Annotated in this window: 13 protein-coding genes; 3 read left to right on the top strand and 10 right to left on the bottom strand. The window is 67.7% G+C overall.

What is annotated here, in order from left to right:
• Positions 1 to 22: 22 nt before the first annotated feature.
• Both AC1DY7_RS05630 and AC1DY7_RS05625 read left to right on the top strand, forming a co-directional pair.
• Positions 23 to 1,948, top strand: coding sequence for an ABC transporter ATP-binding protein/permease (locus AC1DY7_RS05630; protein WP_477492719.1), 1,926 nt, complete (start codon positions 23 to 25; stop codon positions 1,946 to 1,948).
• A 26-nt stretch (positions 1,949 to 1,974) separates the two neighbouring features.
• Positions 1,975 to 3,870, top strand: coding sequence for an ABC transporter ATP-binding protein/permease (locus AC1DY7_RS05625; RefSeq protein ID WP_477492661.1), 1,896 nt, complete (start codon positions 1,975 to 1,977; stop codon positions 3,868 to 3,870).
• On the opposite strand, the gene AC1DY7_RS05620 is transcribed toward AC1DY7_RS05625, so the two are convergent.
• Genes AC1DY7_RS05620 through AC1DY7_RS05610 form a run of 3 tightly spaced genes read right to left on the bottom strand, consistent with a single transcriptional unit; the run spans position 3,867 to position 6,562 of the window.
• Positions 3,867 to 5,342, bottom strand: coding sequence for an FAD-binding protein (locus AC1DY7_RS05620; RefSeq protein WP_477492660.1), 1,476 nt, complete (start codon positions 5,340 to 5,342; stop codon positions 3,867 to 3,869). The two genes, AC1DY7_RS05625 and AC1DY7_RS05620, sit on opposite strands and share 4 nt — an antisense overlap.
• Entirely contained in the window at positions 5,339 to 5,839 is a 501-nt protein-coding gene (locus tag AC1DY7_RS05615; RefSeq protein ID WP_477492659.1) for a VOC family protein, read from the bottom strand. The genes AC1DY7_RS05620 and AC1DY7_RS05615 overlap by 4 nt, the downstream gene beginning before the upstream one ends.
• Positions 5,840 to 5,884: 45 nt before the next feature.
• Positions 5,885 to 6,562 carry a TetR/AcrR family transcriptional regulator gene (locus tag AC1DY7_RS05610; RefSeq protein WP_477492658.1) on the bottom strand — a complete coding sequence of 226 codons (678 nt, stop codon included), beginning with the start codon at positions 6,560 to 6,562 and terminating at the stop codon, positions 5,885 to 5,887.
• Positions 6,563 to 6,667: 105 nt separating this feature from the next.
• Here AC1DY7_RS05610 and AC1DY7_RS05605 point away from each other — a divergent pair, with 105 nt between their 5' ends.
• Positions 6,668 to 7,108, top strand: coding sequence for a nitroreductase/quinone reductase family protein (locus AC1DY7_RS05605; RefSeq protein ID WP_477492657.1), 441 nt, complete (start codon positions 6,668 to 6,670; stop codon positions 7,106 to 7,108).
• Here the strand turns inward: AC1DY7_RS05605 and AC1DY7_RS05600 are convergent.
• From AC1DY7_RS05600 to AC1DY7_RS05570, 7 genes are all read right to left on the bottom strand, one after another.
• Positions 7,021 to 7,794 carry an Rv1815 family serine proteinase gene (locus AC1DY7_RS05600; protein ID WP_477492656.1) on the bottom strand — a complete coding sequence of 258 codons (774 nt, stop codon included), beginning with the start codon at positions 7,792 to 7,794 and terminating at the stop codon, positions 7,021 to 7,023. The genes AC1DY7_RS05605 and AC1DY7_RS05600 overlap by 88 nt on opposite strands.
• A 138-nt stretch (positions 7,795 to 7,932) precedes the next feature.
• Entirely contained in the window at positions 7,933 to 8,550 is a 618-nt protein-coding gene (locus tag AC1DY7_RS05595) for a LysM peptidoglycan-binding domain-containing protein (protein ID WP_477492655.1), read from the bottom strand.
• 113 nt (positions 8,551 to 8,663) lie between these two features.
• Positions 8,664 to 10,061, bottom strand: coding sequence for an NAD(P)/FAD-dependent oxidoreductase (locus AC1DY7_RS05590; RefSeq protein ID WP_477492654.1), 1,398 nt, complete (start codon positions 10,059 to 10,061; stop codon positions 8,664 to 8,666).
• Complete coding sequence (locus tag AC1DY7_RS05585; protein ID WP_477492653.1) at positions 10,058 to 11,203, bottom strand: cation:proton antiporter; 1,146 nt, start codon at positions 11,201 to 11,203, stop codon at positions 10,058 to 10,060. Before AC1DY7_RS05585 ends, AC1DY7_RS05590 begins: the two co-directional genes overlap by 4 nt.
• A gap of 4 nt (positions 11,204 to 11,207) precedes the next feature.
• Complete coding sequence (locus AC1DY7_RS05580; RefSeq protein ID WP_477492652.1) at positions 11,208 to 11,690, bottom strand: cation:proton antiporter regulatory subunit; 483 nt, start codon at positions 11,688 to 11,690, stop codon at positions 11,208 to 11,210.
• Between the two features lie 54 nt (positions 11,691 to 11,744).
• Entirely contained in the window at positions 11,745 to 12,662 is a 918-nt protein-coding gene (locus tag AC1DY7_RS05575; RefSeq protein ID WP_477492651.1) for a sterol desaturase family protein, read from the bottom strand.
• 24 nt (positions 12,663 to 12,686) lie between these two features.
• Positions 12,687 to 14,291, bottom strand: a complete 1,605-nt coding sequence (locus tag AC1DY7_RS05570) for a carboxylesterase/lipase family protein (RefSeq protein ID WP_477492650.1) — start codon at positions 14,289 to 14,291, stop codon at positions 12,687 to 12,689.
• Between the last annotated feature and the right edge of the window lie 6 nt (positions 14,292 to 14,297).

Raw genomic sequence — 14,297 nt, 5'->3', positions numbered from 1 at the left:
GTTGTGCGGGTACCTTGCCGGGATGGAGATGTTCACCCCATCGCTGGATTGGGGCGCCGAGCTACCGAAGTCGCTGTGGTGGATCGCGCAGGTGTGGGTCTACACCGCGGTCCCCACGCTGATCATCCTTGCGCTGATCGCCCGCTTCACGACCTGGGGTCGGCAGTTCTGGCGGATCACCGGCGGCTATTTCACCGGACGCGACAGCGTCCTCGTGTGGGCCTGGCTCGGGGTTCTGCTGCTCTCGGTGATCGCCGGCGTGCGCCTCGACGTGCTGTTCAGCTACTACAGCAATGACCTGATGACGGGCGCGCAGACGGCGTTCGAAGGGATCGGCGGCGGCGAGGAAGCCGTCAAACAGTCCGGTGTCGACGGCTTCTGGCAGGCGCTCATCCACTTCGGCATCCTGGCCACCATCCACGTGGTGCGCATCATGCTGGACCTGTTCATGATGCAGCGGTTCACGCTGCGCTGGCGCGCCTGGCTGACGGCGCACCTGAGCGCCGACTGGCTGGACGGCCGCGCCTACTACCGCAGCCGCTTCATCGACGACACCATCGACAACCCGGACCAGCGCATCCAGTCCGACATCGACATCTTCACCAACGGCACCGGCCCGCTGCCCAGCAATCCGAACACCTACTCGACCAGCACGCTGCTGTTCGGCGCGATCTCGGCCGTGGTCAGTGTCGCCTCGTTCACCGTCATCCTGTGGAACCTGTCCGGCGACCTCAACATCTTCGGCATCACCATGCCGCGCGCGATGTTCTGGATCGGCGTGGCCTACATCCTGGCCGCCACGGTCATCGCGTTCTGGATCGGCCGCCCGTTGATCCGGTTGACCTTCAACAACGAGAAGTTCAACGCCGCGTTCCGGTATGCCCTGGTGCGGTTGCGCGACGCCGCCGAGTCCGTGGCGTTCTACCGCGGTGAGAACGCCGAGCGGGTGCAGCTGCGCCAGCGCTTCGCCCCCATCGTCGAGAACTACAAGCGGTTCATCAACCGGTCGGTGAAGTTCTACGGCTGGAACCTTTCGATCAGCCAGATCATCAATCCGCTGCCGTGGATCATCCAGGCGCCCCGCATGTTCGCCGGCGAGATCAAGCTCGGCGACATCTCGCAGACCTCGTCGGCGTTCGGACAGATCACCGACGGCCTGTCGTTCTTCCGCAACAGCTATGACCAGTTCGCCGGGTGGCGGGCGTCGATCATCCGTCTGCACGGCCTGGTGGTGGCCAACGAGGAAGGCCGCGCACTGCCGGTGCTGACCGTCGAGCCGAGCAAGAGCTGCCTGGTCGAGCTGGAGGACGTCCATGTGACGACCCCGGACGGCCAGATGCTGGTCGAAGATCTGGATCTGAAACTGGAGAGCGGCGACACCCTGATCGTCACCGGCCGCTCCGGCGCCGGCAAGACGACGCTGCTGCGCAGCCTCGCTCAACTGTGGCCGTTCACCACCGGCACGTTCCGGTACCCGCAGGCCGATCACGAGACCATGTTCCTGTCCCAGATGCCCTACGTGCCGCTGGGCGATCTGCGCGCGGTGGTGTCGTATCCGCAAGAGCCCGGCGAGATTCCGGACGAGCGGCTGCACTGGGCGCTGGACAAGGTGTCGTTGCCGCAGTGCTCCAAGCGGCTGGCCGAGGTGGCCGACTGGGTCAAGGTGCTCTCCCCTGGCGAGCAGCAGCGCATCGCGTTCGCCCGGGTGCTGCTGACCCGGCCGCGCGCGGTATTCCTCGACGAGGCGACCTCTGCCCTCGACGAGGGCCTGGAGTACACGATGTACGACCTGGTCCGCAAGGAACTGCCCGAGACCATTCTGGTCAGCGTCACCCACCGCAGCACCGTGGGCCAGCACCACGAGAAGCACCTGCACCTGCTCGGCGGGGGACGCTGGACTCTCGGCGACGTCGACGACGCGGTCGAAGACGAAGTCACCCCCGTCTGATGACTCCGGTCGGGTAGCTTCCCGGCATGGAGATGTTCAGCCAGTCGCTGGACTGGGGCAACGAAATCCTGGCCTCGTTGTGGTGGGTCGCCAAGGCGTGGCTGATCAGCGCGGTGGTCACGGTGGCGGTGCTGGCGTTCCTCGCCCGGTTCACCATGTGGGGCCGCCAGTTCTGGCACATCACCGGCGGCTATTTCGTTGGCCGTCAAAGCATTCCGGTGTGGGGCTTGCTGGGGGCACTGCTGTTCTCGGTCATGGTGTCGGTACGGATGGACGTGCTGTTCAGCTATTACGCCAACGACCAGTACAACGCGCTGCAGGTCGCGTTCGAGGGTGTCGGGTCCGGGAACGAGGCCGTCCGGAACTCGGGTGTCGACGGGTTCTGGACATCGATCCTGATCTTCGTCGGGCTGCTGGTCGCCGATATCGCACGCACGGTACTGGACCTGTATCTGATGCAGCACTTCATCATTCGCTGGCGGGTGTGGCTCACCGACCACCTCACCGGAGATTGGCTCGGCGATCGGGCCTACTACCGCAACCGGTTCGTGTCGGCGTTCGGCGGTGTCCCCATCGACAATCCGGACCAGCGCATCCAGCAGGACATCGACGTGTTCACCACCGGCACGGGACCGGAGACCAACACGTTCACGGTCGGCACGTCACAGACGCTCTTCTTCGGCACGGTCAACTCGATCCTGTCCGTGGTGGCCTTCACCCCGATCCTGTGGAACTTGGCGGGGCCGCTGTCGATTTTCGGGGTGACGATCCCGAAGGCCCTGTTCTGGCTGGCTTTGCTGTGGGTCGCGGTGACGACGGTGGTGGCTTTCTGGATCGGCAAGCCGATCATCCGGCTGACGTTCCGCAACGAGTTGACCAACGCGGCCTTCCGTTACGCACTGGTGCGCATCCGCGACGCCGCCGAGGCGGTCAGTCTCTACCGCGGTGAGGACACCGAGCGCCGGACACTGGCGGATCGCTTCGGCCGGATCATCGTCAACTACCGCAGACTGGTGCTGCGCGGTGTCGCGTTCATGGGCTGGAACCGTTCGGTCAGCCAGATCGTGTCACCGCTGCCGTTGATCGTGCAGGCGCCGCGCTTGTTCGCCGGGGAGCTGAACCTCGGCGATGTCACGCAGTCAGCGGGCGCCTTCGGTTCGGTACAGAGTTCGCTGAGCTTCTTTCGCGCCGTCTATGACTCGTTTGCCGGCTACCGCGCCGCCATCATCCGGCTGGACGGGCTGGTCACCGCGAACGAAAAGGCAAGGGCGCTACCGCGTTTGGCAGCGACGACGAGAACCGACGGCGGCGTCGAGATCACCGGCGTGGAGGTGCGGTCCCCGTACGGCGTACAGCTGGTCGACGATCTCGACGTGCGGCTGCGCCCCGGGGACTCGCTGGTCATCACCGGCCCGTCGGGCACCGGTAAGACGACGCTGCTGCGCAGCGTGGCCCAGTTGTGGCCGTACGCGTCGGGGTCGGTCGCCCACCCGGCGGCGACGATGTTCCTCTCTCAGCTGCCCTACGCTCCACTCGGCGACCTTCGCGCGGTGGTCAGCTATCCGGCCCAGGAAGGCGCCTTCACCGACGACGCGATCCGTGCGGCGCTGGGCGCCGTGACGCTGGGGCACCTGGCGACCCGGCTGGACGACGACTCCGACTGGGGCAAGGAACTCTCCCCCGGCGAACAGCAGCGCATCGCGTTCGCGCGGGTGCTGCTGGCCCAACCGAAGGCGGTGTTCCTCGACGAGGCCACCTCGGCACTGGACGCCGGACAGGAGTTCGCGATGTACAGCACGTTGCGCGAGCGACTGCCCGACACCATCGTCGTCAGCGTCAGCCACCGCGACAGCGTCGACCGCCACCACGCCCTGCGCCTGGAACTGCTCGGCGAGGGCCGCTGGGAGTTGACGCCGATCTAGCGTGCCGCGGCATGCGTCCCGGCCCTACGACCGAAGAAAGACCCCTCGCCGAGTTGCGTTCCGCTGGCGTAATTCTCGCCGTCCTGAGCGATGTTGGATGCGCACGCCCCGGCGGCGTACAGACCGGGCACCGCGCCGCCGTCCTCGCGCAGCACCTCACCGTCCAGTGACACGATCAGCCCGCCCATGGTGAATCCGGAGTACATCGCGACCCCGAGTGACAGGTCGAACGCCGCAAACGGGCCGGTGTCCTGCGCGGCGATGTAGTCGGACTGCTTGTGGAAGTCGGGGTCCACCCCGTCGGCGGCGTTGGCGTTGTAGCGCTCCAGCGTCGCGGCCAGGTTGCCGGCCGGAATGCCCAGCGCCTCTTCCACTTCGGCGACAGTCTCATATCCGTCGATGAACTTGATCAACGGCATCTCGGGCATCTGCATGTGGTCTTCGTCCACGATCAGGTAGGCCTGCTGGTCGGGTTGCTTGAGCACGAACGCCGAGGTGCGCGAATGGTAGGAGTCCTCGGCGACGAACCGGGCGCCCTGGTTGTTGACGATGACACCGGTCAGCAGGATCTCCGGCGGATAGGCGGCCGCGGTGATGAACAGCCCGTCCAGGTTCTTCGCGACGCCGCCGGCGGACACCCCGAGCCGGATGCCGAGCCCGTCGTCGTGCGGGTTGCCCAGGATGTAGGGCTCGACCTCGCCGTGGTGTTTGGTCTTGCGCTTCTTACCCAGTGCGGGTGTGTGCTCGGCGACCATCTCGGGGTTCATCGCGAAACCGCCGGCGGCGATGATCACGGCCTTCGCCTTGACCGCGCCCGTGTCGGCGAAGTTCTTCCAGCTCACGCCGACCACGGCACCGTCGTCGATGACGAGGTTGGTTGCCCCTGTCTCGTAACGGATCTCGACGCCGAGTTCGGCGGCCCGCTTGAGCAGCAACTGGATCACCATGTCGGCGCCGCCCAGCTCACCGGGAACCGGGACGGAATGCCCGCGCGGCGCCGGCTTGGCCTGCTCGTTGAACGGCCACACCTTCTCGTTGCCGGTGTAGGACAGACCCTCGGTACCCGGCGGCACCACGACCTTGCCCGGGTAGTAGCTGCGCTCGAACTGAAAGCCGAGGGCTTCGAGCCAGGTGAAGTGTTCGACGCTGCCGTCGCAGTAGGCGCGGATCTTGTCCAGTTCCGGATCGTGGGATACCGCGACCAGATACTTGTACATCTCTTCGGCGGAGTCGTCGTGCCCGGTGGCCTGCTGCACCGCGGTGCCGCCGCCGAGGTAGAAGTGGCCGCCCGCCATCGAGGTGGTGCCACCGGCTGCGGCGGCACGTTCGAGCACCAGCACCCGGGCGCCGGCCGCGGCGGCGCTGACGGCCGCGCTGCCGCCCGCGATACCGAACCCGACGACCACGACGTCGAATTCGTCTGACCAGTCGGTGACCGAACCGGCGTCGACGGTGGTGGGATTGTCAGTCATGTTTTGTTCTCCTGCTGCTGTTTCACGTGATCGAAGAAGGCTTTGATGTCTGGCGGAATGAGGGCGATCTCGATGTACGGGACGCCTTCGACAGGGGCGCTGACGTAGGCGAACTGCATGCCGCCGGGCATCACCCCCTGCTGCACGACCGGAGCGCCGCGGGCTTCGGCGTCGCGCAGGGCGGCCTGGTACGCGTCCGCGTCGGCCGCTTCCACGCAGACGTGGTGCAGCCCGGGCCCGGCGATGTCGAGGAACTCCGTGTAGATGCTGTCCCCGCGCACCGGGACGATGATCTCCAGCTGGGTGTCCCCGGCGTAGCTCAGCGAGATGTCGGCGACAAAGTCGGCCGGCGCGCCGCGGTAGGTGCAGCCGTCGATGAACGGGACGCCCGGCATCCGAACCCAGGTGCGGGCACCGAGCAGCGCCGTGAGCATCGATTCGGTGGCATCCAGATCGCGCGTCACCCACGCAATCTGGACAGGTGTCTGATTGAGCATCGAAGTGAGGATATCCCCACCCGGCCACGCTGGCTAGAACGTGTTCTAGTTTTTCCTCAGGGTGTCGATCGCCAGCCGGATCTGGCCGTCGAACACGAGCTTCGGCTCGGTCAGCGTGCCCGGACCGTACTGGCCGAACACCTCCATGCCGATCGCGCCCACCAGCGTGGCCCACAGCAGGAAACACTTGAGCAGCACACGGTCTCCGCCGGGAAAGCCGTACTCGGCCCGAAGCGCCTGGAAGTCGCGCGATACGGATTGCGGCAGAGCATCTTTCGGGTCCGGGATGGCACCGGTGAGTATCCCGTCGGCCACCACGGCGAGCACCGAGACGATCATCCGGGTGCCGGGCCCGACGGTGATCTCGGCGGGCGCCCGGTACCCGGGCACCGGACTTCCGTAGAGCAGCGCCCACCGTGCCGGTTGATCGACCGCCCAGGCCCGCGCCGCATGCGCCATCGCGAGCACGCGATCGGGCCACGGACCACCGGCATCAGCAGCGTCCACCGCGTCGGCGAGTTCGCCGTACGCGTCCACCAGCAGCAGGGTCAGCAGATCGTCGCGGCTGGCGACGTACCGGTAGACCGCCGAGGACACCATGCCCAGGTCGCGCGCGATGGCCCGCACCGACAAGCCGGCCGCGCCGTCGATGGTGAGGTGCCGCCTGCCGATCTCGATGATCTCGGCTTCGATGCGGTCGCGCGCATCCTGTCGCTTGCCCATCGGTCCAGTCTGACACGAAACGAGATCACCGCTCTTGATTTACCTCGCGCGGGGTGGCATGGTGAAAGCAAGAGCACCGCTCTCGCATCTACTAAGGGGAACTCCATGAGCACTCGCTACGACGAACCGAACCGCGTCGCCAAAGCCGCCAACGAGGTGTTCCGCCACCTGGCCGAGCTGGGTATCAGCATCGCGGGCACCCGCGCACTTCGGGTCCGCGGCAGGCGCACCGGTCAGTGGCACGGGGTGGTCGTCAACGTCCTCACCGTCGACGGGCGCGACTACCTCGTCTCACCGCGGGGCAACACCCAGTGGGCACGCAATGCGCGGGCCGACGGAGCGGTGCAGGTGGGACCGCGGTGGCACCGGCGCCAGGTACAGGCCGTCGAGGTGGCCGACAGCGCCAAACCCGAACTGGTCCGGCGCTACCTGGACCGCTGGTTCTGGGAGGTCAAGAATCACATCGGCGGTTTGACGCCGGAGTCCACCGACGCAGAGCTACGGGTGAAGACCGTTTCGATCCCGGTGTTCGAGTTGGTCGGCTGAATCGAGGCCGCGTCGATGATCTGCTGGCCGGTCGACTGGAACGAGACGGCCGCGGGCAATTGACCCCAGGTGCTGTTGAACAGGCCGATGATCGCGGCCCGGCCGTCGGCGGTCGGCACGTACACCGGCCCGCCGGAATCGCCCTTCTGACTGAAGATGCCGTTGGTCATGGTGAACCAACCGTTGTTCACGGAGTCGATCGTGCCGCAGGTCTCGCCGGTGACCACGCCGAAGTGGCAGACCGTCTGGCCGGCCTTCTGCACGGCCAGGGCCGGATCCGAGACCAAGGTGCGGCCGCCCGGCAACACGTCGACCATCTGGACGTCGGGCGCCAGCGCGATGGCCTCCCAGTCGGTGATCTGGTAGTCGGCGGTGATGGTCGTGCCGTCCGGGGTGTTGTCCCTCGACATCGTCACCACGCCGATGACGTTGCCGTCCCGGTCGGTGACCGGGCCGTCAGCGCGGCAGTGACCGGCCGTCAGCGCGGACCGCGACGCCATGTCCACATAACCGAGCGTGCACATCGTCGAACCCTGCCGGATCTCCATGCCGGGATAGACGGTCGGCCCGGGGCTGGGAATCGCCGGACTGGGGGCCACGGGATTCGCCCCGGCAGCCCCGGCGGTCAGCATGGCCGGCCCAGCAATCAAAGCACCAACGAGGATGCCCAACGGACGTGCACGCATGAAGTCCTCCCGATCCCTCCATCCTCGGTAACACCGACGCTACCGGGATGCTGAGGTGTAGATCGGGTAACAGACCGATCCCGTTACAACAACACCGGCCCGGATTCAACAATCCGGGCCGGTGTGTCGCGAAGAGAATTACGGAATCGTCAGAACCTGACCCGGGTGGATCAGATCGGGGTTCGGCACCCCGCTCGCGTCGGCGATCCGCTGGTACTGATTGCCGTCACCGTAGAACTTCTCCGAGATCGCCCACAGCGTGTCACCGGACACGACCGTGTAGGTGCGCGGCGCGGGCGGCGCAGGCACGGGTTCCGGGGCCGGAACCGGCGCCTCGGGAGCCGGGGCTTCCGCAGCAGCGAGTTCGACCTCGGGCTCGGCGGCCGGAGCTTCCTCGACGACCGGCGGGGCGGGCGGCGCCTCGTCGGTGTCGGTACCCGAGGACCACGCGACTCCGTCGAAGCCGTACAGCACCAGGTTGCGGTCGTCCTGCAGGATCAGTCGCACATCCTTGGCGCCCTTGGTGTCGGTGTGCCAGACCGGCTTGTCCGGGGTGTACAGCACGAAGTTGCCGTCGTCCTGGACCTCGGCGCGAACCACGTCCTGTCCGTTGGTCTCGGTGGACCACACGGCGGTGTCTCCGCTGTAGAGTACGAAGTTGCCGTCATCCTGCAGTGTCGCCCGGTAGGCGCCGTTGCTGGACGTCAACGACTGGCCCTGCTCCAACTTCTCACCCTTGTGGAGTCTGTCTCCCATGGCGTTCTCCCCTCATCTGGACAGTTGACGCAGCCGAGCCTACTGATGAATCTTTGCCCGCGGGGCGGTTGCGCTCTCAATAAACAGAACACTTGGCGAACTTTCGTGAGCGCTCAGGAATCGAACCCCAGGCCCAGCCGATCCAGGGTGCGCAGCAGCACATTGCGACGGCCCGCCGAGTGGTCGGCGCGGTCCAGCGACCAGCGGGTCGCCTGGATGCCGACGCTCGCCATCGGCTCGGGCGGGAACGGCAGCGGCTTACGCCGTACCATGTCCAATTCCGTTCGCGGCGTGGGCTTTCCGTCGAGCAGATCCAGGCACACGTCGGCGCCGAATCGAGCCGCAGCCACGCCCAGACCGGTGTATCCGTTGACGTAGGCGACCCGGTCGCCGTACGCGGTGCCCCAGTGCGCACAGAACCTGGTGTTGGTATCGATCGCGCCTGCCCAGCGGTGCGTGAACCGGACGTCGTCGAGCTGCGGGAAGGTCAGGAAGAAGTGCTCGGCCAGCCGCCGGTAGGTCTGCGGCCGGTCCTCGTAGGCCGGGTCCACCCGGCGACCGAAGTGGTAGACGGCGTCATAGCCGCCCCACACGATGCGGTTGTCCGCGGAGAGCCGATAGTAGTGAAACTGGTTGGCGCAGTCGCCGATTCCCTGCCGGTTGCGCCAACCGATCCGGTCCAGCTGAGCCGCGCTGAGCGGCTCGGTCGCCAGCACGTAGTCATAGACCGGCACCGTGTAGGACCGGTTGCGCCGCAGCAGGCTACGAAACACGTTGGTGGCCAACAGCACCCGCTGCGCGGTGAGGACCGCGGCGCCGGTGTCGACCCGAAGGCCGGCCCCCGACGCCTCCAGGGACAAGGCCCTGGTGTGCTCATGGATGGCCACCCCTTCGTCGGCTGCCGCACGCGCCAGCTCCAGCGCCAATTTGGCCGGATGCACGATCGCGACGCTGCCGGCCTGGTAGAGCCCGGCCAGATACGTCGGCGAGGCCACCTCCGCACGTACCTGCTGCTGGTCCAGGAAGGTGCCCTGGTCCGCTTCGGCCAGGCCGGCCACCTGATGGGGTTCGGTGGCCACCGTCAACATCCCGGTGCGTTCCCATTCCACCTCGAGACCGAGTCGTTCGATGTCGGCGGCCATCCCGTCCAGGTTCGCCATGCCCAGGGCGTCGAGTTGGTCTATATCGCTGGGCCAGCGGGACTTTCCGTTGTCGTGACCGTGCGTCAGGCTCGCATCGACGAAGCCGCCGTTGCGGCCCGAGGCGGCCCAGCCGATCCGCTCCGCTTCGATCAGCATGATGCGCTGTCCCGGGTTGCGCKGGGCGGCGTGCACGGCCGCCCACAACCCCGTATAGCCACCGCCGACGATCAGCAGATCGCAGCTGACCGGTCCGGCCAACGGCGGGTGCTGTGGTCGCGCGAGATCGAGCCACATCGACCCGAATGCGCTGGCGGACAGGGACCGCGCGACCAGATCTGGATCGACATGCGCATCGAAAGCGGTCTTCACCCCGTCACACTACGGCGGCCGCCCGCGAACCGCGTCAACACCGGTCCGACGATCGCCAGGATGAACACGTACGGGGTGGCGATGGACTCGACCGCGGGCAGCGTCGCGCCGACCAGGCCGATGATGACGAGCGAGAACTCACCGCGCACGATCAACGCGGTGCCCGCGCGCAACTGACCGGGGCGGGCCACGTCGTCGCGGCGGGCCGCGAACATGCCGGTTGCCACCTTGGTGCCGGCGGTGACGACGGCCAGCGCCAGCGCGGCGGGCAGCATCGGGACCAGGTCGCTCGGGTTCACCGACAGGCCGATGGCCAGAAAGAAGATGGCGGCGAACAGATCTCGCAGCGGAGTCAGCACGGTGCGGGCCCGATGGGCGGCCTCCCCGGTCAGGGTCAGCCCGACCAGGAACGCTCCGACCGCCGCGGACGCATGGATGAACTCGGCGAGTGCCGCCACGATCAGCGTCAGCGCCATGATCCGCAACAGCAGCTGCTCGTTGTCGGGGTGGGCGACCATTCGGCCCACCAGATGGCCCCAGCGGTAGGACGCGACGAACGCCAGCACCAGCGCCGAGACGGCGATACCCATGCCGAACACGGCGTGCACCCAGGTGCCGCCCGCCGCCAGCACGGCCAGCAGCGGCAGGTAGGCCGCCATCGCGAAGTCCTCCAGCACCAGGATGGACAGCACCGCCGGGGTCTCGCGGTTACCCAGGCGGCGCAGGTCGTCGAGCAGGCGCGCGATCACCCCCGACGACGAGATGTAGGTGACCCCGGCGAGCGCCAGGATGCCGACACCGTCCAGGCCCAGCAGCCAGCCGGCGATCGCGCCGGGGACGGCGTTGAGGATCAGGTCCACCCACGCCGAGGGCAGGTGGCGACGCAGGCTGGCGGCGAACTCCCCGATGGAGAACTCCAGGCCCAGGGTGAGCAACAGCAGCACCACACCGATCGTCGCGCCGGTCTTGACGAAGTCGTTGGCGGCCGGGATGTGGGCCACCCCGCCGTCGCCGAGGGCCAGGCCCGCGGCCAGGTACAGCGGGATCGGCGACAGCGCGAAGCGGCGGGCGGCCGTACCGAGCACCGTGAGCACGGCCAGAATGATGCCGAGCTCCAACAGAAGCGCCGCCGACACCTGCACGGCTTCAGCCTTTGGCGACGATGTTCTCGACGCCGGTGAGCCCGTCCTCGGTGCCGATCACCACCAGCACGTCGCCGGCCCGCAGCGGTTCGGCCGGCCCCGGAGAGGCCAGCACCTCCTCGTCGCGCACGATCGCGACGATCGACGCGCCGGTGCGGGTGCGGGCCCGGGTGTCCCCCAGCGGCCGGTCGACGAACGGGCTGCCGTCGCGGATGTGCACCTGGCCGGCGTTCAGGCCGGGCACCTCCCGGGTCAGGTCGGCGAAGCGTTCGGCGATTCGGGGGGCGCCGAGGATCTGGCCCAGCGCCTCGGCTTCCTCGTCGGTGAGCCGGAACACCTCCCTGGCCTGGTCGGGATCCTCTTTCGGGTACACCACGAGTTCGAAGTCGCCGGTGCGCCGGGCCACCACGCCGATCCGGTCCCCCGTGCGGGTGTCGAATTCGAAGCGCAGCCCGACGCCGGGAAGCAGGACTTCTTTGACATCCATGGGCCCATCCTGGCCGACAGTTGTGTGCCTGCGCCGCTACTTCTGCAAAACGCGCTACTTCTGCGAAACGACGGCGGCACTGGGTGCCCAGCCCGGTGGCCCGAACGCGTAACCGAGCCGGTCCCGCCAGCGCCGCGCCGACCGGACGTCACGGGCGATGGCGACATACTCGTGGGTCTGCAGGGTCCAGATGTTGTAGGTGTCCACCTGCTTGGTCAGGCCGTAGTGCGGGCGGAACTCCTCGTCGGCGTAGCTGCCGAACAGCCGGTCCCACACGATGAAGATGCCGCCGTAGTTCTTGTCCAGGTACTGCTGGTCCATGCCGTGGTGCACCCGGTGGTGCGACGGGGTGTTGAACACGAATTCGACAGGCCGCCAGAGCTTGTCGATGCGTTCGGTGTGCACCCAGAACTGGTAGACGAGGTTCACCGAGAAGCTGGCGAATACCATCCACGGCGGAACTCCCAACAGCGGCAACGGGATCCACATCAGGATCTCGCCGCTGTTGTTCCATTTCTGGCGCAGCGCGGTGGCGAAGTTGAAGTACTGGCTGGAGTGGTGTGCTTGATGGGTCGCCCAGATCAACCGCACCCGGTGCGCGATCCGGTGATAGGTGTAGAACAGCAGGTCGACGCCGACCAGCGCGATCACCCAGGTGTACCACTGGGTCGCGGGCAGCTGCCACGGCGCCGCGTAGGCGTAGATGGCGGCATACCCGAACAGCGCCAGCAGTTTCCAGGCGGCGGTGGTCGCCACCGACACCAGCCCCATCCACACGCTGGCCCAGGCGTCCCGGCGCAGGTAGGCCCCGGACTGCGGCCGATCATCCGAAGCCGCTGTGGTCAGGGCGTCCAGTTTGCGCGCGGCCGTCCACTCCAGCACGAGCAGCAGCAGGAAGAACGGGACGGCGAACAGCACCGGGTCACGCATCTGCGGTGGCAGCGCGTCCAGCAACGCCCGGAGTCCATCCATGCCGCTCAGCCTAAACCGGCACGTTCAGCGGAAGCTCAGAACGTCGCTTCCCCAGGTCAGGCGCTGCGCCCGGTCCGGATCGGCCACCACCGAATCGTCGCGGCCGATGATCAGGGTGGCGCGCTCGTCGGGGCGGTACGCCGGCCACATCGGCGTGCCCGGGCCCGCGCCCGGGTCGCCGTCGGCCGCGAACCGGGTCCAGCGTGTGCGCACCCGTTCCGATACGGCCGCACCGGCCGCCAGCCCGCCGAGTTTGAACGTCGGGTCCTTCGGTCCCATCACCAGATTGCCCCAGACGTAGGGCAATTCGGTGGCGTGGGCGGCATCCAGCCGTAGCAGCTTGAGCATCGGGGTGGCCCAGTCGAAGCGGTACATGTGCACCGGCGCGACGGCGCTGTGGCCCTCGGCGAACCAGATGGACGGCATCCGGAACCCGACGTCGCGCGCGACCCCGAGTGCCGGTTTCCGGCCGCGACCGCGGTAGACGGCGGTGATCTCGGCCTCGGTGGGGATCTGCAGGCCCGGCTGCTCGGTGGCGATCGCGGCGAACATGTCCCGCAGCGTCTGGGGCGCGATCGGCATCAACGGAGACCGCATCCAGCGGAACAGCGCGGCCTCGTGCCGGTTGGTGCCGATGATCAGTGGCACCGGGTGGGTGCGGCCCGCGCGAGCGGCCTGCACCGGGTAGTCCGGCACCAGATCACCGTCGACGATCGGGACGAACGCCAGCGTGCCGGGAAAACGGCGCGGCACCTCGTCGTAGAGGTGTTTCGAGGCGGCGATGATGCTCTCGACGGGGGTGTCGCGCAGCCGGTGGGTCTCCCCGGGATGCACGCCCAGCCGGTCGAGGAACTGCTCGGCGATCCGGCGGGCGCGGTCGCGGTCATACACGGAGGTGACGGGGGCGCTCTGCGCGATGGCCCGGTGGAACAGTCCCGCGGCGGGCGGGCTGGCCATCAGCGTGGTGAGGATGCCCGCACCGGCGGATTCCCCGAACAGCGTGACATTGCCGGGGTCGCCACCGAACGCGGCGATATTGTCCTGCACCCAGTTCAGCGCCGAAAGTACATCGCGCACACCGATATTGGTTTCGAAACCGGACCCGAAGGACGACAGGTCGAGGAATCCGAGTGCACCCACCCGGTAGTTCATGGTGACCACGACGACGTCACCGCCCACCGCGAGTTCGCGGCCACGGTAGAGCGGCTGCGCCGACGAGCCGAGCGCGTAGGCCCCGCCGTGCACCCACACCATCACCGGTTTGGGTCCCCCGGATGTCGACGGCGCCCACACGTTCAGCGTCAGGCAGTCCCCGCCCTGCGGGGCGCCCAGGTCCATCGGGATGTGTGGATCTGTCTGCTGCGGGCAGACGGGGCCGAAGCGGGTCGCGTCGGCGGGTTCGGTCCAGCGCTGCGGCGGCTGCGGCGCGCGCCAGCGCAGATCGCCGACCGGGGGTGCCGCGTAGCGGATGCCCAGCCATTGCCGGACGATGCCGTCGTCGCTCCCTCGGACCGGTCCGTATCCGGTGATGGTGTCGGTATCCGGGATCACACGCGCCTCCCTCGCTCGAGTGCTCAGCCATCCCACGCTACCGGCGTCCGCAGGGAACGCGTTCCGATAGAGATTCATTCGCCC

This window comes from Mycobacterium sp. P2_H7 (assembly GCF_056403275.1).
The sequence above is the reverse complement of the archived record's forward strand: the minus strand, read 5'-3'. Positions and strand labels throughout refer to the sequence as shown.

Bases quoted from the DNA above. Each gene is read 5' to 3' on its own strand.
- AC1DY7_RS05630 (WP_477492719.1), top strand. From the start codon at position 23: ATGGAGATGTTCACCCCATCGCTGGATTGGGGCGCCGAGCTACCGAAG.
- AC1DY7_RS05625 (WP_477492661.1), top strand. From the start codon at position 1,975: ATGGAGATGTTCAGCCAGTCGCTGGACTGGGGCAACGAAATCCTGGCC.
- AC1DY7_RS05620 (WP_477492660.1), bottom strand. From the start codon at position 5,342: ATGACTGACAATCCCACCACCGTCGACGCCGGTTCGGTCACCGACTGG.
- AC1DY7_RS05615 (WP_477492659.1), bottom strand. From the start codon at position 5,839: ATGCTCAATCAGACACCTGTCCAGATTGCGTGGGTGACGCGCGATCTG.
- AC1DY7_RS05610 (WP_477492658.1), bottom strand. From the start codon at position 6,562: ATGGGCAAGCGACAGGATGCGCGCGACCGCATCGAAGCCGAGATCATC.
- AC1DY7_RS05605 (WP_477492657.1), top strand. From the start codon at position 6,668: ATGAGCACTCGCTACGACGAACCGAACCGCGTCGCCAAAGCCGCCAAC.
- AC1DY7_RS05600 (WP_477492656.1), bottom strand. From the start codon at position 7,794: ATGCGTGCACGTCCGTTGGGCATCCTCGTTGGTGCTTTGATTGCTGGG.
- AC1DY7_RS05595 (WP_477492655.1), bottom strand. From the start codon at position 8,550: ATGGGAGACAGACTCCACAAGGGTGAGAAGTTGGAGCAGGGCCAGTCG.
- AC1DY7_RS05580 (WP_477492652.1), bottom strand. From the start codon at position 11,690: ATGGATGTCAAAGAAGTCCTGCTTCCCGGCGTCGGGCTGCGCTTCGAA.
- AC1DY7_RS05575 (WP_477492651.1), bottom strand. From the start codon at position 12,662: ATGGATGGACTCCGGGCGTTGCTGGACGCGCTGCCACCGCAGATGCGT.
- AC1DY7_RS05570 (WP_477492650.1), bottom strand. From the start codon at position 14,291: ATGAATCTCTATCGGAACGCGTTCCCTGCGGACGCCGGTAGCGTGGGA.